We start from the raw sequence: 21,860 nt of genomic DNA, 5'->3' as shown, positions 1-21,860 counted from the left end.
GAATTGATCGCCCGTTTGATCGGGTGGAATGGTTGAAAACCTATCCAAGAGGATTTTGAAATGGCAGAGATTACTGCAGCGTTGGTTAAAGAACTGCGTGAGCGTACCGGCGAAGGCATGATGGATTGCAAAAAGGCCTTGACCAAGGCCGGCGGCGACATCGAAAAAGCCATCGACGACATGCGTGCCTCGGGCGCCATCAAGGCTGCCAAGAAAGCCGGCAACGTGGCTGCCGAAGGCGCTATCGCTCTGGTTGAAGACGGTAAAGCCGCCGTTCTGCTGGAAGTGAACTCGCAGACCGACTTCCTCGCTCTGCAAGACGACTTCAAGGCATTCGTTGCTGCCAGCGTCCAGAAAGCATTCGACGACAAGCTGACCACCGTTGAGCCGCTGATCGAAGCTCAAGAAGCTGCTCGCCTGGTACTGGTCGGCAAGGTTGGCGAAAACGTCAACATCCGTCGCCTGGTTCGCGTTGAAGGTGATGTTGTGGGTGGTTACCTGCACGGCAACAAAATCGGCGTAGCTGTTGTCCTGAAAGGCGGCAACGTTGAACTGGCCAAAGACATCGCTATGCACGTAGCGGCCAGCAACCCTGAATTCCTGCTGCCATCGGAAGTGTCCGCTGACGCCATCGAACGCGAAAAAGCTGTGTTCCTGAGCCTCAATGCTGACAAGATCGCCGGCAAGCCAGAAAACATCGTTGAAAACATGATCAAAGGCCGTATCAGCAAGTTCCTGGCTGAAGCGAGCCTGGTTGAGCAGGCGTTCGTCAAGAACCCTGAAATCAAGGTTGGCGAACTGGCTAAGAAAGCCGGTGCTGAAATCGTTTCCTTCACCTACTTTAAAGTAGGCGAAGGCATCGAGAAGCCGGTCGACAACTTCGCTGAAGAAGTTGCTGCCCAGCTGGCTGCCGCCAAGCAATAAGACAGTTTTCAACTGTCGCCCGAAAGAGGCTGCCCGCTCACGCGCGCAGCCTCTTTTCAAATGGGAAGGCCGATTTTAATTGGCATCCCTTCGGAACTGGCTTACAAAGCCGTGTTCCGATGGCGCTGTAGCAGCGTCCAGCTAGAGTGAACGCAAGCCGTAAACGGCTCGCCAAGAATTTTTGAAAATACGCCGCAGGAGAGATTCGCAATGGCTCAGCAGGGCAGTGGTTATCAGGCTCGCTATAAACGCATTCTACTCAAGCTTAGCGGCGAGGCCCTCATGGGCTCGGAAGAGTTCGGGATCGATCCCAAAGTGCTCGACCGCATGGCGCTGGAAGTCGGCCAACTGGTCGGTATCGGCGTTCAGGTCGGCCTGGTGATCGGCGGCGGTAACCTGTTCCGCGGCGCGGCACTGAGTGCGGCCGGCATGGATCGGGTCACAGGCGACCACATGGGCATGCTGGCCACTGTGATGAACGCCTTGGCCATGCGCGACGCCCTGGAGCGCGCCAATATCTCGGCTATCGTGATGTCGGCTATTTCCATGGTCGGCGTGACCGATCACTATGACCGCCGCAAAGCCATGCGCCACCTGAACGCCAAGGAAGTGGTGATCTTCGCCGCTGGCACAGGTAACCCGTTCTTCACCACCGACTCGGCAGCGTGCCTGCGCGCCATCGAGATCGATGCTGACGTGGTGCTCAAGGCGACCAAGGTAGACGGCGTGTACACCGCAGATCCATTCAAAGACCCGCATGCCGAGAAGTTCGATCATCTGACCTACGATGAAGTGCTGGATCGCAAATTGGGTGTGATGGACCTGACTGCTATTTGCCTGTGCCGCGACCACAAGATGCCACTACGCGTATTTAACATGAACAAACCCGGTGCCCTGCTGAATATCGTACATGGCGGCGCAGAAGGGACTCTGATCGAGGAAGGCCAACAATGATCAACGAAATCAAAAAAGACGCTCAAGAGCGTATGCAGAAATCCCTGGACTCCCTGAACCATGCATTTGGTCAGATTCGTACAGGCAAGGCTCACCCAAGCATTCTGGGCAGCGTGATGGTGCCGTATTACGGCGCAGATACCTCCATCACCCAAGTGGCCAACATCACCGTAAAAGACTCGCGCACCCTGCAAGTCGTCGCCTTTGAGCGCAACATGCTCGGCGCCGTCGACAAGGCTATCCAGAGCGCCGGTCTGAACCTCAACCCGACCAATCTGGGCGAGTTGCTGCTGATTTCCATGCCAGCCCTGACTGAAGAAACCCGCAAGGGCTTCACCAAGCAGGCGCGTAGCGCAGCTGAAGATGCGCGGGTTGCCGTGCGCAACATTCGTCGTGATGCCTTGGGTGATCTGAAGAAATTGGTCAAGGACAAGGAAATCAGCGAAGACGAAGAGCGCCGTGCCGTTGCTGATATCGACAAGCTGACCAAAGATGCCGAGGCCCAGATCACCAAGGCCACGGAAGAAAAAGAAAAGGACCTGATGGCCGTATAAGGGGTCAGGACGCCTTCATGGAAAAGACCAAGCAGACTGTACCCTCCGTGGTGCCGCGCCATGTCGCGATCATCATGGATGGGAATAATCGCTGGGCGAAAAAGCGCTTTATGCCGGGTGTCGCCGGGCATAAAGCGGGTGTCGATGCGGTACGGGCTGTGATTGAAGTGTGTGCCGAGGCCAAGGTCGAAGTGTTGACTTTATTCGCCTTCTCCAGTGAGAACTGGCAGCGGCCCGCCGAAGAAGTCAGTGCCTTGATGGACCTGTTCTTCAAGGCCTTGCGTCGTGAGGCCAAGCGCCTCAACGACAACAACATCAGCCTGCGTATCATTGGTGATCGCTCGCGCTTCCATCCGGAACTGCAAGCCGCCATGCGCGAAGCCGAGGCCATTACCGCTGGCGCCGAGCGTTTTGTGCTGCAGATCGCAGCCAATTACGGTGGCCAGTGGGATATCGCCCAGGCCGCGCAACGGCTGGCCCGCGAAGTGCAGGCCGGCCATCTGCGTCCCGACGACATTACGCCCGAACTGTTGCAAACCTGCCTGGTCACCGGCGACCTGCCGTTGCCTGACTTGTGCATCCGTACCGGTGGTGAGCACCGCATCAGCAATTTCCTGTTGTGGCAGTTGGCCTATACCGAGCTGTACTTCTCCGACCTGTTCTGGCCGGACTTCAAACACGATGCCATGCGTAAAGCACTGGCCGATTTCGCTTCCCGTCAGCGTCGCTTCGGTAAAACGAGCGAGCAGATCGAAGCTGGGGCCCGGGTTTAAATGCTTAAACAACGAATCATCACAGCACTGATCCTGTTGCCGATTGCCTTGTGTGGGTTTTTCCTGCTCGAGGGTTCCGGCTTTGCGCTGTTTATCGGCCTGGTCGTCACCCTGGGTGCCTGGGAGTGGGCGCGCCTGGCGGGTTTCAGCGCGCAATTGCCGCGTGTGGTGTATGCCACTGTCGTGGCTGCCCAGGCGTTTCTCTTGTACATCCTGCCGGACCTTGCGCCTTGGGTGTTGGGGGCGGCAGTGTTGTGGTGGGCGCTGGCGACGTCCCTGGTGTTGACCTATCCGCGTACCAGTGGCCAATGGTCCACCGTTGCCTGCAAGTTGGTGATTGGTTTGTTGATCCTCTTGCCTGCGTGGCAAGGGCTGGTGGAAATCAAGCGTTACCCAATGGGTAACTGGTTGATTCTGGCTGTGATGGTGCTGGTCTGGGGCGCCGATATCGGTGCCTACTTTTCCGGCCGGGCCTTCGGCAAGCGCAAGCTGGCGCCGGCGGTCAGTCCGGGCAAGAGCTGGGAAGGCGTGTATGGCGGCCTGGCACTAACGCTGGTGATCACGCTGGTAGTGGGTGTCGTGCGTGGGTGGTCGGTGAAGGAAATCTTCCTGTCGCTGTTGGCCACGGCCATCGTGGTGTTCATTTCGGTGGTGGGTGACCTCACTGAAAGCATGTTTAAGCGCCAGGCCGGGATCAAGGACAGCAGCAACCTGCTGCCGGGCCATGGCGGCGTGCTGGACCGCATCGACAGCTTGACCGCGGCCATTCCGATCTTCGCCGTGCTGTTGTGGATGACGGCTTCGTGAGCCGCCTGCAACAAATAACCGTGCTGGGTGCGACGGGGTCGGTAGGGCTGAGTACCCTTGACGTGATTGCGCGTCATCCTGATCGCTATCAGGTCTTCGCCCTCACCGGGTTTACCCGCTTGAGCGAGCTGCTGGCTTTGTGCGTGCGTCATTCGCCGCGCTTTGCCGTGGTGCCTGACGCGGCCGCGGCTCGTGGCCTGCAGGATGATCTGCGAGCTGCCGGGCTTGCCACTCAGGTGTTGGTCGGGGAGGAGGGGTTGTGCCAGGTCTCGGCTGACGCTGACGTGGATACCGTGGTTGCCGCTATTGTCGGTGCGGCCGGTTTGCGTCCGACCCTGGCTGCTGTCGATGCCGGCAAGAAGATCCTGCTGGCCAATAAAGAAGCGCTGGTGATGTCTGGTGCACTCTTTATGCAGGCGGTGCGCAAAAGCGGCGCCGTGTTGCTGCCCCTCGATAGCGAGCACAATGCGATTTTCCAATGCATGCCGGGTGACTACGCCCGGGGCTTGAGTCAGGTTGGCGTGCGTCGGATTCTGCTGACGGCGTCTGGTGGTCCTTTCCGGCAAACTCCGTTGGCTGAGTTGGAGGATGTGTCGCCTGACCAGGCGTGCGCTCATCCGAACTGGTCCATGGGGCGCAAGATCTCGGTTGATTCGGCGAGCATGATGAACAAGGGGCTTGAGTTGATCGAGGCGTGCTGGCTGTTCGATGCGCGCCCGGATCAGGTCGAGGTGGTGATTCACCCGCAAAGTGTGATTCATTCGCTGGTTGATTACGTGGACGGTTCGGTATTGGCGCAGTTGGGCAATCCCGATATGCGCACACCCATCGCCAATGCCTTGGCCTGGCCGGAGCGGATTGACTCCGGTGTGGCGCCGTTGGACCTGTTTGCCGTGGCCCGTCTGGACTTCGAGGCGCCGGACGAGCAGCGCTTTCCTTGCCTGCGCCTGGCGCGGCAAGCTGCCGAAGCGGGTAACAGCGCGCCGGCGATGCTGAATGCCGCGAATGAAGTGGCTGTGGCAGCGTTTCTCGAACGGCGCATCCGCTTTCCGCAGATCGCGAGTATCATCGAGGGCGTCCTGGCGCTTGAACCTGTGGTGGCGGTGAATGATCTGGGGGCGGTATTCGAGGCTGATGCCAAGGCTCGAGCCCTGGCTGAGCAATGGTTGAGTCGGAACGCGCGTTAGTCTTTGGGCGGGTTTGAGCCTTTAGGCACTGGATTGGAATGCGGAGAAATTAGATGAGTGCGCTTTACATGATCGTCGGCACCCTGGTTGCTCTGGGTGTGCTGGTTACCTTCCACGAATTCGGCCATTTCTGGGTCGCGCGTCGTTGCGGCGTCAAGGTACTGCGCTTTTCCGTCGGTTTCGGCATGCCGCTGTTGCGCTGGCGTGACCGCCAAGGCACCGAATTCGTGATTGCCGCGATCCCGCTGGGTGGCTACGTCAAGATGCTCGATGAGCGCGAAGGCGAAGTGCCGGCAGATCAATTGGACCAATCCTTCAACCGCAAGACCGTTCGTCAGCGTATTGCCATTGTTGCCGCTGGCCCGATCGCCAACTTCCTGTTGGCGATGGTGTTCTTCTGGGTCCTCGCCATGCTGGGCAGCCAGCAGGTGCGTCCGGTCATCGGTGCGGTCGAGTCGGACAGTATTGCCGCCAAAGCCGGCCTGGTTGCCGGGCAGGAAATTGTTTCCATTGATGGCGAGCCCACCACAGGTTGGGGCGCGGTCAATCTGCAGTTGGTGCGCCGCCTGGGCGAAAGCGGCATCGTCAATGTGGTGGTGCGTGAGCAGGACTCGACTACCGAAACCCCGCGTGATCTGACCCTCGACCACTGGCTCAAGGGCGCTGATGAACCTGATCCGATCAAGTCCCTGGGCATACGTCCATGGCGTCCGGCCTTGCCGCCAGTCCTGGCGGAGCTCGATCCGAAAGGTCCGGCCCAGGCCGCTGGCCTGAAAACAGGCGATAGGCTGTTGGCCCTCGATGGACAGGCGCTGGGCGACTGGCAGCAAGTAGTCGACCTGGTCCGTGTACGTCCTGATACTAAAATTCTGCTGAAAGTTGAGCGCGACGGTGCTCAAATCGACGTCCCTGTGACCTTGTCTGTTCGCGGGGAAGCCAAGGCGGCCGGGGGTTACCTCGGTGCCGGGGTCAAAGGTGTCGACTGGCCGCCATCGATGGTGCGTGAGGTCAGCTTCGGGCCGTTGGCAGCAATTGGCGAGGGTGCAAAACGCACTTGGACCATGAGTGTGCTGACCCTGGAATCCCTCAAGAAAATGTTGTTCGGCGAGCTCTCGGTAAAAAACTTGAGTGGACCGATAACCATTGCTAAAGTGGCGGGCGCTTCTGCCCAGTCGGGTGTCGCGGATTTCCTGAATTTCCTGGCTTATCTGAGTATTAGCCTGGGTGTTCTGAATTTGTTGCCCATTCCAGTATTGGATGGGGGGCATCTGTTGTTTTATCTGGTCGAGTGGGTGCGTGGTCGCCCCTTGTCGGATCGGGTGCAGGGTTGGGGGATACAGATCGGTATCAGTTTGGTGGTCGGGGTGATGTTATTAGCCTTGGTCAACGATCTGGGTCGACTGTAACGCTTCGCTGAATTGCGAATCTGCCGCATTTTGCGGCAGTTTGTTTATTGCCAGTTGGAATAAGAAAGGACTTCATGAAACGTCTGCTGCTAACTGCGGTTCTCACCGTATTGATGATCGCCGAAGTTCACGCCGAGTCCTTCACCATCTCCGATATTCGCGTCAACGGCCTCCAGCGGGTTTCCGCCGGTAGCGTCTTTGGTGCGTTACCGTTGAACGTCGGTGAACAGGCTGATGACCGTCGCCTGGTGGAGTCCACTCGTGCGCTGTTCAAAACCGGTTTCTTTCAAGACATCCAACTGGGGCGTGAAGGCAACGTCCTGGTCATCACCGTTGTCGAGCGACCTTCCGTCGCCAGTATCGAGATCGAAGGCAACAAGGCGATCTCTACTGAAGACTTGATGAAAGGTCTGAAGCAATCCGGCCTGGCCGAAGGCGAGATCTTCCAACGCGCCACCCTTGAAGGTGTGCGTAACGAGCTGCAACGCCAGTACGTTGCCCAAGGCCGCTACTCCGCCACCGTGGAAACGGAAGTGGTGCCGCAGCCGCGTAACCGTGTGGGCCTCAAGGTCAACATCAACGAAGGCACCGTGGCGGCGATCCAGCACATCAACGTGGTGGGTAATACCAAGTTCGCTGATGAAGACTTGATCGACCTGTTCGAGCTCAAGACCACCAACTGGCTGTCGTTCTTCAAGAACGATGACAAGTACGCCCGCGAGAAACTGTCTGGTGACTTGGAGCGCCTGCGTTCCTACTACCTGGACCGTGGCTATATCAACATGGATATCGCCTCGACCCAGGTGTCCATCACCCCGGACAAGAAACACGTCTACATCACAGTCAACGTCAACGAAGGCGAGAAGTACAAGGTTCGTGACGTCAAGCTGAGCGGCGACCTGAAAGTGCCTGAAGACCAGGTCAAGGCGCTGCTGCTGGTGCAGAAAGACCAGGTGTTCTCCCGCAAGCTGATGACCACCACGTCAGAACTGATCACTCGCCGCCTGGGTAACGAAGGCTATACCTTCGCCAACGTCAACGGCGTGCCGACTCCGCATGATGATGACCACACCGTGGACATCACTTTCGTCGTCGATCCCGGCAAACGTGCCTACGTGAACCGCATCAACTTCCGTGGCAACACCAAGTCGGCGGACGAAGTGCTGCGCCGTGAAATGCGTCAGATGGAAGGAGGCTGGGCGTCGACTTACCTGATCGACCAGTCCAAGACCCGTCTTGAGCGCCTGGGCTTCTTCAAGGAAGTCAACGTCGAAACCCCGGCCGTACCGGGTGTGGATGACCAGGTTGACGTGAACTACGCCGTGGAAGAACAAGCCTCGGGCTCGATCACCGCCAGTGTCGGCTTCGCACAAAGTGCCGGTCTGATCCTTGGTGGCTCCATCACCCAGAACAACTTCCTGGGTACCGGTAACCGCGTGTCTATCGGCCTGACCCGAAGCGAATACCAGAGCCGATATAACTTCGGTTATACCGACCCCTACTGGACTGCTGATGGTGTGAGCCTGGGCTACAACGCCTTCTACCGCACCACCGACTACAAAGACCTCGACGTTGACGTTGCAAGCTATGCGATCGACAGCCTCGGTGCCGGTGTCAACGTTGGTTACCCGATCAGCGAGACGTCGCGCCTGACCTTCGGCCTGACTGCGCAACAGGATGAGATCAAGACCGGTGTCTACACCGTGGATGAAATCTTTGACTTCACCCGTCGTGAAGGTGACAAGTTCCTGAACTTCAAGGCGTCTGCCGGCTGGTCCGAGTCGACCCTGAACAAAGGGGTGCTGGCAACCCGTGGCCATTCCCAGAGCCTGACTGCGGAAGTCACTACTCCGGGCAGCGACCTGTCGTTCTTCAAGCTCGACTACCGTGGTCAGTTGTTTCAGCCGTTGAGCGATAACTACACCATGCGTCTGCACACAGAGCTCGGTTATGGCGACGGTTATGGTTCGACCAATGGCTTGCCGTTCTACGAGAACTACTACGCGGGTGGCTTCAACTCCGTACGTGGGTTCAAAGACAGCACCTTGGGCCCACGTGGTACCCCAAGCCGTGGTGTTGGCGTAACCGGTAACCAAGGCACTGTGGCTGACTCCGACAACGATCCGCTGCCGTTCGGTGGTAACGTGTTGATCCAAGGTGGTGCGGAAATCCTGTTCCCGCTGCCGTTCGTAAAAGATCAGCGTTCCCTGCGGACCTCGGTCTTCTGGGACGTGGGTAACGTGTTCGACTCCAAGTGCGAGCAGATCCGTAACCCGAGCGGCGTGAAGTCCAACACCCAGTGCAACGACGTGAGCCTCAGTAACTTGGCGAGCTCCGTGGGTGTGGGTGTGACCTGGGTGACTGCGCTGGGCCCGTTGAGCTTCGCGCTGGCCATGCCGATCAAGAAACCGGATAACGCTGAAACCCAGATTTTCCAATTCTCCCTCGGCCAGACGTTCTAAGCGTCTGACCTAAGATAACGACAACGGATTCTGTAGGAGTACATCGTGCGTAAGTTGACTCAATTGGTTTTGCTGGCCACTGTGCTGGTAACCACCCCGGCCTTCGCCGAAATGAAAATCGCCGTCCTGAACTATCAGATGGCGCTGTTGGAGTCCGATGCGGCCAAGCGTTATGCCGTGGATGCCGAGAAGAAATTCGGTCCGCAACTGACCAAACTCAAGACGTTGGAAAGCAGCGCCAAGGGCATCCAGGATCGTCTGGTAGCCGGTGGCGACAAGATGCAGCAAGGCGAGCGCGAGCGTCTGGAGCTTGAATTCAAGCAAAAGGCCCGTGACTACCAGTTCCAGTCCAAGGAGCTGAACGAAGCCAAAGCGGTTGCTGACCGTGAAATGCTGAAACAGCTGAAGCCGAAACTCGACAGCGCCGTGGAAGAAGTCATCAAGAAAGGTGCCTTTGACCTGGTGTTCGAGCGTGGCGCGGTTATCGACGTCAAGCCTCAATATGACATCACCCGCCAGGTGATCGAGCGCATGAACCAGCTGAAGTAAGCCATGACCGCGACTATCAAGCTCGGCGAGTTGGCCGAGTTCCTGGGGGCCACCTTAAATGGCTCCCCGGAGAAAGAAATCACTGGGCTAGCCACCTTGCAGGAGGCTGGCCCAGCTCAGTTGAGCTTCCTCGCAAACCCTCAATACCGTAAATACCTGGTCGACAGCCAAGCCGCCGCCGTGTTGCTGAAAGCTGCTGACGCCGAAGGGTTTGCCGGGGATTCGCTGGTGGTGTCCGACCCGTACCTGGCTTATGCCCGGGTGTCGCACCTGTTCGATCCGAAACCCAGGGCCGCAGCCGGTATTCATCCGTCTGCGGTCATCGCCGATGATGCTCAGGTTGATCCTGCGGCCAGCATTGGCGCCTTTGCGGTGATCGAGAGCGGTGCGCGCATTGCAGCAGGTGTGACCATTGGTGCCCATTGCTTTATCGGCGCGCGCTGCGAGATCGGCGCGGACGGTTGGCTCGCACCGCGCGTAACCCTGTACCACGATGTGCGTATCGGTGAGCGTGTGGTCATCCAATCGGGTGCGGTGATCGGGGGGGAAGGCTTCGGCTTCGCCAACGCCAAGGGTATCTGGAACAAGATTGCCCAGGTCGGCGGCGTATTGATCGGCGACGACGTGGAAATTGGCGTCAACACTGCTGTTGATCGCGGGGCCCTGGCCGATACCGTGATCGGCAACGGCGTGAAGCTCGACAACCAGATTCAGATCGCCCACAACGTGCAGATTGGTGATCACACTGCCATGGCGGCGTGTGTGGGTATTTCCGGCAGCACCAGGATCGGCAAGCATTGCATGCTCGCCGGTGGCGTAGGGCTGGTGGGGCATATCGATATTTGCGACAACGTCTTCATCACCGGCATGACCATGGTTACCCACTCGATTACCGAGTCAGGGGCCTACTCATCCGGTACCGCCATGCAGCCTGCGGCTGAATGGCGCAAGAGCGCAGCACGGTTGAGGCAGCTCGACGACATGGCTCGACGTCTCAAACAGCTGGAAAAGCGTGTTGGGGACGTGACCCCTGGCGGTAATGCTTCATCAGAAGGCTGATACCATTTCCATATCAAGTGTGCACAGCCGCTAGACTGCCTCCTTGATTTGCTAGCGGGGCGTGCGTTTAGTTCGCCCGCCCCCAATCTTTATTACAGGCTTCCCCCCGAAATGATGGACATCAACGAGATTCGCGAATACCTGCCTCACCGTTACCCGTTCCTGCTGGTGGACCGCGTAGTGGACCTCAACGTCGAGGAAAAGCGCATTCGTGCCTACAAGAATGTCAGCATCAACGAACCGTTCTTCAACGGTCACTTTCCCGCGCATCCAATCATGCCGGGCGTGTTGATCATCGAAGCGATGGCCCAGGCTGCCGGTATCCTTGGTTTCAAAATGCTCGACCTCAAGCCTGCCGACGGCACACTCTACTATTTCGTGGGCTCCGATAAGTTGCGTTTTCGCAACCCGGTCACCCCGGGTGACCAGTTGATCCTGGAAGCCAAGTTCATCAGCTGCAAACGCCAGATCTGGAAGTTCGAATGCCAGGCTTCGGTGGACGGCAAGCCTGTGTGCTCCGCCGAAATCATCTGTGCGGAACGCAAACTATGAGTTTGATTGACCCTCGCGCAATCATCGATCCGTCGGCCGTACTGGCCGCCGACGTTGAGGTCGGCCCCTGGTCGATCATCGGCGCAGGTGTGGAAATCGGCGAGGGGACTGTCATCGGGCCGCACGTGATCCTTAAAGGTCCGACCCGTATTGGCAAACACAATCGTATCTACCAGTTTTCCTCGGTAGGCGAAGACACCCCGGACATGAAGTACAAGGGTGAAGAAACACGCCTGGTAATCGGTGATCACAACATCATTCGTGAAGGCGTGACCATTCACCGTGGCACCGTGCAAGATCGGGCCGAGACCACCCTGGGTGATCACAACCTGGTCATGGCCTACGCGCACATTGGCCACGACAGCGTCATCGGCAACCACTGCATCCTGGTCAACAACACGGCGTTAGCCGGCCATGTGCACGTCGACGATTGGGCGATCCTCTCCGGATTCACCCTGGTGCATCAGTACTGCCATATTGGCGCACACAGCTTTTCAGGCATGGGTACCGCCATCGGCAAGGATGTTCCGGCGTTCGTCACAGTATTTGGCAACCCGGCCGAAGCTCGCAGCATGAACTTCGAAGGCATGCGTCGTCGTGGTTTCAGCGAAGAGGCCATCCACGCCCTGCGCCGTGCCTACAAGGTGGTTTATCGCCAGGGGCTTACCGTGGATCAGGCGTTGGCGCAATTGGCCGAGCCATCGGCGTTGTTCCCGGAAGTCGCGGTGTTCCGTGACTCGATCCAGGCGTCGACTCGCGGCATCACCCGCTAATCATGGCTAATCTGCGTATTGCGCTGGTGGCCGGAGAAGCTTCCGGTGACATTCTGGGCGCGGGTCTTATGCGGGCCCTCAAGGCCCAGCATCCTGCGGTGGAATTTATGGGTGTCGGCGGCCCGCTGATGCAGGCCGAAGGGCTCACGTCCTACTTCCCCATGGAGCGGCTATCGGTCATGGGGTTGGTGGAAGTGCTTGGCCGTCTGCGTGAGCTGCTGGCTCGCCGCAAGCTGCTGATCCAGACCCTCATCGAAGAGAAACCCGATGTTTTCATCGGGATCGACGCACCGGACTTCACCCTTAATATCGAGCTCAAGTTACGTCAGGCCGGGATCAAGACCGTGCACTACGTCAGCCCCTCCGTGTGGGCATGGCGTCAGAAGCGCGTACTGAAGATCCGCGAAGGCTGTGACTTGATGCTGACCCTGCTGCCGTTCGAAGCCAGGTTCTACGAAGAAAAGGGCGTGCCGGTGCGATTTGTCGGGCACACCCTGGCCGACACCATCCCTTTGCACGCTGACCGCACAGCCGCGCGCGCCGAGCTGGGTCTGCCTGACGGTCCGCTGGTGGCGCTGATGCCGGGCAGCCGTGGCAGCGAAGTCGGCCGCCTGGCTGCGGTGTTCTTCGATGCTGCCGAGCGCCTGCAAGCCTTGAAGCCAGGCGTACGTTTCGTGCTGCCCTGCGCGAGCCCGCAGCGGCGTGCGCAGATCGAGACCCTATTGGACGGTCGCAACCTGCCGGTGACCTTGCTCGACGGCCAATCGCACCTGGCCCTGGCGGCCTGTAATGCCGTGCTGATCGCCTCGGGTACGGCCACCCTTGAGGCCTTGCTGTACAAGCGTCCGATGGTCGTGGCCTATCGCCTGGCGCCGCTGACCTTCTGGATTCTCAAGCGCATGGTCAAAAGCCCTTACATCTCCCTGCCCAACCTGCTGGCCCAGCGCCTGTTGGTGCCGGAGTTGTTGCAGGACGATGCAACGCCTGAGGCCTTGGCACAAACTCTACTACCCTTGATCGACGGCGGCGAAGAGCAGACCCGTGGTTTTGATGACATTCACCGCACCTTGCGCCGTGATGCCTCGAACCAGGCGGCGGACGCCGTGTTGACCTTGATCGGTAAGAAACAGGAAGCTTTATGACCAAGCAAATCGGCCTGGATTTCAGCCTGGTTGCCGAAGCCCACGAATTGGTGGCCGGTGTTGACGAGGTCGGGCGCGGGCCTTTGTGTGGCGCTGTCGTCACGGCGGCGGTGATTCTCGATCCGAACCGCCCGATTCTCGGCCTCAACGACTCGAAGAAACTCACCGAAGCGCGCCGCGAAAAGCTCTACGACGAGATTATTGAGAAGGCCCTCAGCTGGCATATTGCTCGGGCCGAAGTCGAGGAAATCGACGCGTTGAACATCCTTCACGCCACCATGCTTGCCATGCAGCGTGCAGTAGAAGGCCTGCACATCACGCCCAAAATGGCGATGATCGACGGCAACCGCTGCCCAAAATTGGCCATGCCGGCGGAAGCGGTGGTGAAGGGCGATAGCAAGGTGCCTGCGATTGCGGCAGCGTCAATCCTGGCTAAAGTCAGCCGCGATCGTGAAATGGCCGCTTTCGAATTGATCTACCCCGGCTACGGCATCGGCGGCCATAAAGGCTACCCGACCCCCGTTCATCTGGAAGCCCTGGCTCGCCTCGGCCCGACGCCGATCCACCGCCGCTCGTTCGCCCCCGTACGCCAGGCTTATGAGCTGCGAGAGAGTCTCAGCGAGGTGTAGTCGCGAGGCTGATGTTTTTGCCAAGGCCCGGTACAATCCCGGGCCTTGTTGTTTCTACGTTTAAGACAGGATCACTATGCCGGCTTCATTCGTTCACTTGCGCCTGCACACTGAATACTCCTTGGTTGACGGCCTGGTACGGATCAAACCGCTGGTCAAAACCCTGGTGGGCATGAACATGCCTGCCGTGGCGGTTACCGATCAGAACAACATGTGTTCCCTGGTCAAATTCTATAAAAACGCCATGGGCGCCGGCATCAAGCCGATCTGCGGCGCCGACCTGTGGTTGTCCAACAAAGATCCGGATAACGTCCTTAGCCGTATCAGTCTGCTGGCGATGAACGGCGTGGGTTATCGCAACCTCACCGAACTGATTTCCCGCGGCTTTATCGACGGCCAGCGCAACGGCTCGATCATCATAGAGCGCGAGTGGGTCGCCGAGGCCAGCGAAGGGCTGATCATGCTGTCGGCCGCTAAAGAGGGTGAGGTCGGTCTCGCACTACTCGGCGGCAATCCTCAAGAAGCTGAAGTGTTGGCCCGCGAGTGGATGCAGGTTTTCCCCGACCGTTTCTACCTGGAAGTCCAGCGCACCAACCGCCCCAACGACGAAGAGCACCTGCACGCCGCCGTGGCCCTGGCCGACAGGCTGGGCGCGCCGTTGGTAGCGACCAACGATGTGCGCTTCATCAAGAAAGAAGATTTCGAAGCCCACGAAACCCGCGTGTGCATCGGCGAAGGCCGGGCCCTGGATGACCCGCGTCGCTCGAAGAACTACAGCGAAGAGCAATACCTCAAAAGTGCCGACGAGATGGCCGAGCTGTTCAGCGACCTGCCCGAGGCCCTGGAAAACTCTGTCGAAATTGCCAAGCGTTGCAACATTGAAGTGACGCTGGGCAAGCACTTCCTGCCCAACTTCCCGATTCCCGATGGCATGACCATCGATGAGTACTTCCGCAAGGTGTCGTTCGACGGCTTGGAAGAGCGCCTCAGTGTGCTGTTGCCAAAGGACACCACTGAGGATTACGAGGCCAAGCGCCAGGTCTATGTCGACCGGCTGAATTTCGAGCTGGATATCATCATCCAGATGGGGTTCCCCGGTTACTTCCTGATCGTAATGGACTTTATCCAGTGGGCCAAAAGCAACGGTGTGCCGGTAGGCCCGGGCCGGGGGTCGGGTGCTGGCTCGCTGGTTGCTTACGTACAGAAGATTACCGATCTCGACCCGCTGGAATATGACCTGCTGTTCGAACGGTTCCTGAACCCGGAACGGGTTTCCATGCCCGACTTCGACGTCGACTTCTGCATGGACGGTCGCGACCGCGTCATTGAATACGTGGCCGAGAAATACGGCCGCAACGCGGTAAGCCAGATCATCACCTTCGGTTCCATGGCCGCCAAGGCTGTAATCCGCGACGTTGCGCGGGTGCAGGGCAAGTCCTACGGCCTGGCGGATCGCCTGTCGAAGATGATTCCGTTCGAAGTCGGCATGACCCTGGAAAAGGCCTACGAGCAGGAAGAGATCCTGCGTGACTTCATCAAGATCGATGAAGAAGCTGCCGAAATCTGGGACATGGCGCGCAAGCTCGAAGGCGTGGTGCGTAACGTCGGTAAACACGCCGGTGGTGTGGTTATCGCGCCTACAAAGCTCACCGACTTTTCGCCGATCTATTGCGATGAAGAAGGCGGCGGCCTGGTCACCCAGTTCGACAAGGACGACGTCGAGGCGGCCGGCCTGGTGAAGTTCGACTTCCTCGGCCTGCGCACGCTGACGATCATCGATTGGGCGCTCAAGACGATCAACCGTGAGCGTGCCAAGGTCGACGAAGAGCCGCTGGATATTGCGTTTATCCCGCTGGACGACAAGCCGACCTACCAGTTGCTGCAAAAGGCCGAAACCACGGCGGTGTTCCAGCTTGAGTCGCGCGGTATGAAAGAGCTGATCAAAAAGCTCAAGCCCGACTGCCTGGAAGACTTGATCGCACTGGTGGCGCTGTTCCGTCCGGGCCCGCTGCAATCGGGGATGGTGGACGACTTCATCAACCGTAAGCACGGTCGCGCCGAGCTGGCATATCCGCACTCCGACTACCAATACGAAGGCCTCAAGCCGGTATTGGCGCCGACCTACGGCATCATCCTGTATCAGGAACAGGTGATGCAGATCGCCCAGGTGATGGCCGGTTATACCCTCGGTGGTGCGGACATGCTGCGTCGTGCCATGGGTAAGAAAAAACCCGAGGAAATGGCCAAGCAGCGCGGCGGTTTCATTGAAGGTTGCGCCACCAACAATATTGACGCTGACCTGGCCGGTAACATTTTCGACCTGGTAGAAAAATTCGCCGGTTATGGCTTTAACAAATCCCACTCCGCCGCCTACGGCCTGGTGTCGTACCAGACTGCCTGGCTGAAGGCTCACTACCCGGCGCCGTTCATGGCTGCGGTACTTTCGGCGGATATGCACAACACCGACAAGGTTGTGACCTTGATCGAGGAAGTGCGCACCATGAAACTGCGCCTCGACGCACCGGACGTGAACGCCTCGGAGTTCAAGTTCACGGTGAACGACGAAGGTCGCATCATCTATGGCCTGGGCGCGATCAAAGGCGTGGGCGAAGGCCCGGTGGAAGCCATCACCGAAGCGCGCCAGGACGGGCCTTTCAAGGACTTGTTCGACTTCTGTGCACGGGTTGACCTCAAACGCATCAACAAGCGAACCCTCGATGGGCTGATCCGTAGTGGTGCACTCGACCGCCTCGGCCCCTATTTCCATGATGAGCCGAAGGCTTACCAGGCGAATATCGACCGTAACCGCGCCGTGTTGCTCACTGCGATGGAAGAGGCGATCAAGGCTGCCGAGCAGACCGCCCGCACTCATGACAGTGGCCACGCCGACCTGTTTGGCGGATTGTTCGTCGAGGAAGACGCGGATGTGTACGCCAACCACCGCAAGGCCAAGGACCTGACCCTGAAGGAGCGCCTCAAGGGTGAGAAAGACACCTTGGGCCTTTACCTTACCGGTCACCCGATTGATGAGTACGAAGGTGAAATCCGGCGGTTCGCCCGCCAGCGCATCATCGACCTGAAACCGGCACGGGATACGCAGACCGTCGCCGGTATGATCATCGCCCTGCGGGTGATGAAAAACAAAAAGGGCGACAAGATGGGCTTTATCACGCTCGACGACCGTTCGGGCCGCATCGAAGCGTCGCTGTTTGCCGATGCGTTCCACTCCGCGCAGTCGCTGCTGCAGACTGACGCCATGGTGGTGGTGGAAGGGGAGGTCAGCAACGATGACTTCTCCGGCGGCCTGCGGCTGCGGATCAAGCGCGTGATGAGCATGGAAGATGCGCGCACCAATTTGGCCGAGAGCTTGCGCTTGAAGGTGAAAACCGAAGCGCTCAAGGGCGATCAGCTACGCTGGTTGGGCGACCTGCTCAAACGCCACCGTGGCGCGTGCCCGGTGACCATGGAGTACACCGGCAATGACGCCAAGGCCATGTTGCAGTTTGGCGAGACCTGGCGAATTGATCCTGCGGATGGCTTGATTCAAGCATTGCGTGACCAGTTCGGCCGTGACAACGTCTTTCTCCAATACCGTTGACGGTCAGGCATTAATACTTAGCCTGATCTCGGCGAAACATTTAATCTCGACCTAGACGCGCCTCTCCCTTAAGGTAGGGCGCGAATAGACAACCGGCTGGCCAGGCACTCCTTGGCCGTCGACCCAAGACGGACGCTTATGAACCCGAATTTTCTTGATTTCGAACAGCCGATCGCTGACCTGCAAGCCAAGATTGAAGAACTGCGCCTGGTCGGCAATGACAATTCGCTGAATATCGGCGATGAGATCGCTCGCCTGCAAGACAAGAGCAGCACGCTCACCGAAGATATCTTCGGCAAGCTGACCAGCTGGCAGATCGCGCGTTTGGCCCGCCACCCGCGTCGTCCGTACACCCTGGACTACATTCAGCACATTTTCACCGAGTTCGACGAGCTGCACGGCGACCGCCACTTCTCCGACGACGCGGCCATCGTGGGCGGTATCGCTCGCCTGGACGACCAGCCGGTGATGGTGATCGGTCACCAGAAAGGCCGTGAAGTGCGCGAGAAAGTGCGTCGCAACTTCGGCATGCCGCGTCCGGAAGGCTACCGCAAGGCGTGCCGCCTGATGGAAATGGCCGAGCGTTTCAAAATGCCGATCCTGACCTTCATCGACACGCCGGGTGCTTATCCGGGTATCGACGCTGAAGAGCGCAACCAGAGCGAAGCAATCGCCTGGAACCTGCGCGTCATGTCGCGCCTCAAAACCCCGATCATCGCTACCGTGATTGGTGAAGGTGGTTCCGGTGGCGCACTGGCCATTGGCGTGTGCGATCAGCTGAACATGCTGCAATACTCGACCTACGCGGTGATCTCACCGGAAGGTTGCGCTTCGATTCTGTGGAAAACCGCTGAAAAAGCGCCGGACGCGGCTGAAGCGATGGGTATCACCGCTGATCGCCTCAAGGGCCTGGGCATTGTCGACAAAGTGATCGCCGAGCCATTGGGCGGCGCTCATCGTGATCCGGCCGCTGCTGCCGCGACTATTCGTGCCGAGCTGGGTTCGCAACTGGCGATGCTCAAGAAGCTGGATAACGAAGCGCTGTTGGCCCGTCGTTATGAGCGTCTGATGAGCTACGGTCTCTGATCAACTACTGATCTGGCAGACATTGCTGTACTGATGTGGGAGCGGGCTTGCTAACGAAAGCGGTAAATCAGTCAATATATCCGGTGACTGACACCACGCTTTCGCGAGCAAGCCCGCTCCCACATTTGCTTTGTGTATGCTGGGCTATCGTGTTCCAAGTATGCGGCGACAATGTGTGATGAAACGAACGCTGACCGCCAAACTGCTGCAAGCCCTGGGTCCCTGGCAAAATGCCCCGGCCTGGCATATCGCTTTCTCTGGCGGCCTTGATTCCACCGTCCTGCTCCATCTCCTGGCCTCCCTGCCAGAAACCGAAACACTCCCACCCCTCAACGCAATCCATGTCCACCATGGCCTGCAAGCCGCCGCCGACGCCTGGCCAAACCATTGCCAGTCGATTTGCGACAGCGTGGGCATCCCCCTGCGCGTCATGCGCGTGCAGGTACCACCCGGCGCCAGTCTTGAGCGTGCCGCCCGTGACGCGCGTTACCAGGCGTTTACCGAGGCGATTGGAGCAGGGGAGGTGCTGCTGACAGGCCAGCATCGCGATGATCAGGCCGAAACCCTGTTATTCCGCCTGTTGCGCGGCGCAGGCGTGCGCGGGCTGTCGGCAATGCCTGCACAGCGCCCGCTGGCGGCTGGTTATCTGGTTCGGCCTTTATTGGATGTAGCGAGGGGTGAGTTGGAGGCCTACGCCCACGAGCATCAACTCAAATGGGTCGAAGACCCGTCCAACGCCGACCCGCGGTTCTCACGCAATTATCTGCGCCATCACGTGGTACCGGCGCTCACGAAGCGCTGGCCTCAAGCTGTCATCAGCCTTGCCCGCACTGCCGAGCACCTAGGTGAAGCCCAGGGCCTGCTCGATGAATTGGCGCAAATGGACCTGCAAGCCGCCGACCAGCCTGCACCTTTTTCCTGGTTGCACCTGCCATCTTTGGCACTTGCGCCGCTGCGCGAACTTTCCGACGCCCGCCAGCGTAACGCCCTGCGCCATTGGCTGGCCCCGCTGACCCGTCTACCCGACAGCGACCACTGGGCCAGTTGGCATTCACTGCGTGATGCCAAGGGCGACGCACAGCCTCTATGGCGCCTGGCCGACGGCGAACTGCACCGTAGCGGCGAACGCCTATGGTGGCTGCCCTCCACATGGTCGGAGTTTTCCGACGCATCGCTGCGCTGGCCCGATCCGCGAAATCCACTAGAGTTACCCGGCAATGGCCAGCTGAAGCTCACCGGCAAGGCGCCTGAAGGCCCGCTGGAGGTTCGCTACCGTCATGGCGGCGAAATCATCGACGTGCCACGTCGCGGGCGGCGTGACTTGAAGCGCCTGCTTAATGAAAGTGGGCTTCCGAGCTTCGTCCGTGGCAGATTGCCGCTGCTGTATCAGGGGGAGCAATTGCTCGGGGTGCCTAGCCTGGCGGGATTGTGGAACACAGGGCCGGGCGACTGGCAATTACATTGGATGCCACAGACCTGCGATCAAGGTTTGAGCTGATAGCGCCTTTCCGGTAGACTACGCTCCCTTCTTGATACAACTTCTGTGGATTCGCCTGAATCGCAGCAGTTGCCGATTACCAAGCAGTCTTTGCTGGGCGATTCCAAAAAATGTGTAGCGATCAACGTACTGGTGTTTCATTGCCGGTCTGTCATCACGCGGCGGTTTTTTTGAAAGGTGCACTGTGATTAATGCAGGTGATCGGGGGCTTCGGCCTCTCTTCGCTCTCCCCGGCGGTTCGGACCGCTTTAACGCAGACTTCTAGGGTTTTTCATGACGCGCTACATATTCGTCACGGGCGGTGTTGTTTCTTCATTGGGGAAAGGCATTGCCTCCGCTTCATTGGCGGCCATCCTGGAGGCGCGGGGACTTAAGGTCACCATGCTCAAGCTGGACCCGTACATCAACGTCGACCCGGGCACCATGAGCCCGTTCCAGCACGGTGAAGTGTTCGTCACTCACGACGGCGCCGAGACCGACCTGGACCTGGGCCACTACGAGCGGTTCATCCGCACGACCATGACCCAGAACAACAACTTCACCACCGGCCGTGTCTACGAGCACGTGCTGCGCAAGGAGCGCCGTGGTGACTACCTGGGTGCAACCATCCAGGTGATCCCGCACATCACCGACGAAATCAAGCGTCGCATCATCAAGGGTGCAGGCGATGCCGACGTGGCGATGGTCGAGATTGGTGGCACCGTCGGTGACATCGAGTCCCAACCGTTCCTCGAAGCCATCCGCCAGCTGCGTTTCGAAGTCGGCGCCAAGCGCGCGATGCTGATGCACCTGACCCTGGTGCCGTACATCGCTACCGCCGGCGAAACCAAAACCAAGCCTACCCAGCACTCGGTCAAGGAACTGCGTTCCATCGGCCTGCAGCCGGATGTGCTGGTGTGCCGCTCCGATCACCCGATCGACATTTCCTCGCGTCGCAAGATCGCGCAATTCACCAACGTTGAAGAACGTGCGGTGATCGCGCTGGAAGACGCCGACACCATCTACAAGATCCCGGGCATCCTGCACTCGCAAGGCCTGGACGATTTTGTGGTCGAGCGTTTCGGCCTGCAATGCAACAGCGCGGACCTGTCCGAGTGGGAAGCCGTGGTCGACGCCAAGCTCAACCCTGAGCACGAAGTCACCATCGCCATGGTCGGCAAGTATATGGAGCTGCTGGACGCGTACAAGTCGCTGATCGAAGCGATGAGTCACGCCGGCATCAGCAACCGTACCAAGGTCAACCTGCGCTACATCGATTCCGAAGACATCGAGAACCAGGGCACTGCGCTGCTCGAAGGTGTCGACGCGATCCTCGTACCGGGCGGTTTCGGCCTGCGCGGCGTGGAAGGCAAGATCACTGCCGTGCAATACGCTCGTGAAAACAAGGTGCCGTACCTGGGTATCTGCCTGGGCATGCAAGTGGCCGTTATCGAGTTCGCCCGTAACGTGTTGGGCTGGAAAGACGCCAACTCCACCGAGTTCGACAGCAAGAGCGGTCACCCGGTCGTGGGCCTGATCACCGAGTGGGAAGATGCCACAGGTGCCGTCGAGACCCGTACCGAAGCCTCCGACCTTGGTGGCACCATGCGCCTTGGCGCGCAGGACTGCCTGCTGGAGCCGGGTTCGCTGGTTCACGATTGCTACGGCAAGGATGTGATCGTCGAGCGTCACCGCCACCGCTACGAAGTGAACAACAACCTGCTGCCACAAATCAAAGAGGCCGGCCTGAAAATCTCCGGTCGCTCCGGTGATGGCGCGCTGGTTGAAGTGGTCGAGGCACCGGATCATCCATGGTTCGTGGCGTGCCAGTTCCACCCGGAGTTCACCTCGACGCCGCGCGACGGTCACCCGTTGTTCAGTGGTTTCGTTAAAGCAGCACTGACGCAACATCAGAAGAAGGCGTAACC

General features: G+C 59.0%; 18 protein-coding genes. All 18 read left to right on the top strand.

Features of this window, described 5'->3' with window-relative positions; translation table 11 throughout:
• Positions 1-60 precede the first annotated feature (60 nt).
• Positions 61-924, top strand: coding sequence for a translation elongation factor Ts (tsf, locus tag AACY30_RS12850; RefSeq protein ID WP_314563261.1), 864 nt, complete (start codon positions 61-63; stop codon positions 922-924).
• 210 nt (positions 925-1,134) lie between these two features.
• A complete protein-coding gene (gene pyrH, locus AACY30_RS12845) occupies positions 1,135-1,878 on the top strand; it encodes a UMP kinase (protein ID WP_003172271.1) in 744 nt (247 codons plus the stop codon).
• Complete coding sequence (gene frr, locus AACY30_RS12840) at positions 1,875-2,432, top strand: ribosome recycling factor (RefSeq protein WP_049709667.1); 558 nt, start codon at positions 1,875-1,877, stop codon at positions 2,430-2,432. Before pyrH ends, frr begins: the two co-directional genes overlap by 4 nt.
• A 17-nt stretch (positions 2,433-2,449) precedes the next feature.
• Entirely contained in the window at positions 2,450-3,205 is a 756-nt protein-coding gene (gene uppS, locus AACY30_RS12835; protein WP_339418149.1) for a polyprenyl diphosphate synthase, read from the top strand.
• Positions 3,206-4,012 carry a phosphatidate cytidylyltransferase gene (locus AACY30_RS12830; protein ID WP_339540425.1) on the top strand — a complete coding sequence of 269 codons (807 nt, stop codon included), beginning with the start codon at positions 3,206-3,208 and terminating at the stop codon, positions 4,010-4,012.
• On the top strand, positions 4,009-5,199 hold the full coding sequence (gene ispC, locus AACY30_RS12825) for a 1-deoxy-D-xylulose-5-phosphate reductoisomerase (RefSeq protein ID WP_339540424.1): 1,191 nt from the start codon (positions 4,009-4,011) through the stop codon (positions 5,197-5,199). The genes AACY30_RS12830 and ispC overlap by 4 nt, the downstream gene beginning before the upstream one ends.
• A 53-nt stretch (positions 5,200-5,252) precedes the next feature.
• Positions 5,253-6,605 (top strand): sigma E protease regulator RseP, encoded by a 1,353-nt coding sequence (gene rseP / locus AACY30_RS12820; protein WP_339427100.1) that lies wholly within the window; start codon positions 5,253-5,255, stop codon positions 6,603-6,605.
• Between the two features lie 74 nt (positions 6,606-6,679).
• Positions 6,680-9,067, top strand: a complete 2,388-nt coding sequence (gene bamA / locus AACY30_RS12815; protein ID WP_339469469.1) for an outer membrane protein assembly factor BamA — start codon at positions 6,680-6,682, stop codon at positions 9,065-9,067.
• A gap of 45 nt (positions 9,068-9,112) precedes the next feature.
• Positions 9,113-9,616, top strand: a complete 504-nt coding sequence (locus AACY30_RS12810) for an OmpH family outer membrane protein (protein ID WP_003189173.1) — start codon at positions 9,113-9,115, stop codon at positions 9,614-9,616.
• Between the two features lie 3 nt (positions 9,617-9,619).
• Entirely contained in the window at positions 9,620-10,675 is a 1,056-nt protein-coding gene (gene lpxD / locus AACY30_RS12805; protein ID WP_339540423.1) for a UDP-3-O-(3-hydroxymyristoyl)glucosamine N-acyltransferase, read from the top strand.
• 111 nt (positions 10,676-10,786) lie between these two features.
• Positions 10,787-11,227 carry a 3-hydroxyacyl-ACP dehydratase FabZ gene (gene fabZ / locus AACY30_RS12800; protein ID WP_003172281.1) on the top strand — a complete coding sequence of 147 codons (441 nt, stop codon included), beginning with the start codon at positions 10,787-10,789 and terminating at the stop codon, positions 11,225-11,227.
• Complete coding sequence (gene lpxA, locus AACY30_RS12795) at positions 11,224-12,000, top strand: acyl-ACP--UDP-N-acetylglucosamine O-acyltransferase (protein WP_339540422.1); 777 nt, start codon at positions 11,224-11,226, stop codon at positions 11,998-12,000. The genes fabZ and lpxA overlap by 4 nt, the downstream gene beginning before the upstream one ends.
• Before the next feature lie 2 nt (positions 12,001-12,002).
• Complete coding sequence (gene lpxB, locus AACY30_RS12790; protein WP_339469471.1) at positions 12,003-13,142, top strand: lipid-A-disaccharide synthase; 1,140 nt, start codon at positions 12,003-12,005, stop codon at positions 13,140-13,142.
• Positions 13,139-13,771 carry a ribonuclease HII gene (gene rnhB / locus AACY30_RS12785; protein WP_339469472.1) on the top strand — a complete coding sequence of 211 codons (633 nt, stop codon included), beginning with the start codon at positions 13,139-13,141 and terminating at the stop codon, positions 13,769-13,771. Before lpxB ends, rnhB begins: the two co-directional genes overlap by 4 nt.
• Before the next feature lie 76 nt (positions 13,772-13,847).
• Positions 13,848-17,369 (top strand): DNA polymerase III subunit alpha, encoded by a 3,522-nt coding sequence (gene dnaE, locus AACY30_RS12780; RefSeq protein WP_339540421.1) that lies wholly within the window; start codon positions 13,848-13,850, stop codon positions 17,367-17,369.
• 138 nt (positions 17,370-17,507) lie between these two features.
• Positions 17,508-18,455 carry an acetyl-CoA carboxylase carboxyltransferase subunit alpha gene (locus AACY30_RS12775; RefSeq protein ID WP_003172288.1) on the top strand — a complete coding sequence of 316 codons (948 nt, stop codon included), beginning with the start codon at positions 17,508-17,510 and terminating at the stop codon, positions 18,453-18,455.
• Between the two features lie 178 nt (positions 18,456-18,633).
• Positions 18,634-19,953, top strand: a complete 1,320-nt coding sequence (gene tilS, locus AACY30_RS12770) for a tRNA lysidine(34) synthetase TilS (protein WP_339540420.1) — start codon at positions 18,634-18,636, stop codon at positions 19,951-19,953.
• Positions 19,954-20,226: 273 nt separating this feature from the next.
• Positions 20,227-21,858, top strand: a complete 1,632-nt coding sequence (locus AACY30_RS12765; RefSeq protein ID WP_339427097.1) for a CTP synthase — start codon at positions 20,227-20,229, stop codon at positions 21,856-21,858.
• Positions 21,859-21,860 lie beyond the last annotated feature (2 nt).

The organism is Pseudomonas sp. RA_5y_Pfl1_P24, from assembly GCF_963970945.1.
In the GTDB taxonomy this organism is placed as follows: Bacteria; Pseudomonadota; Gammaproteobacteria; order Pseudomonadales; family Pseudomonadaceae; genus Aquipseudomonas; species Aquipseudomonas tritici.
This window is presented reverse-complemented; position numbering and strand designations above follow the sequence as displayed.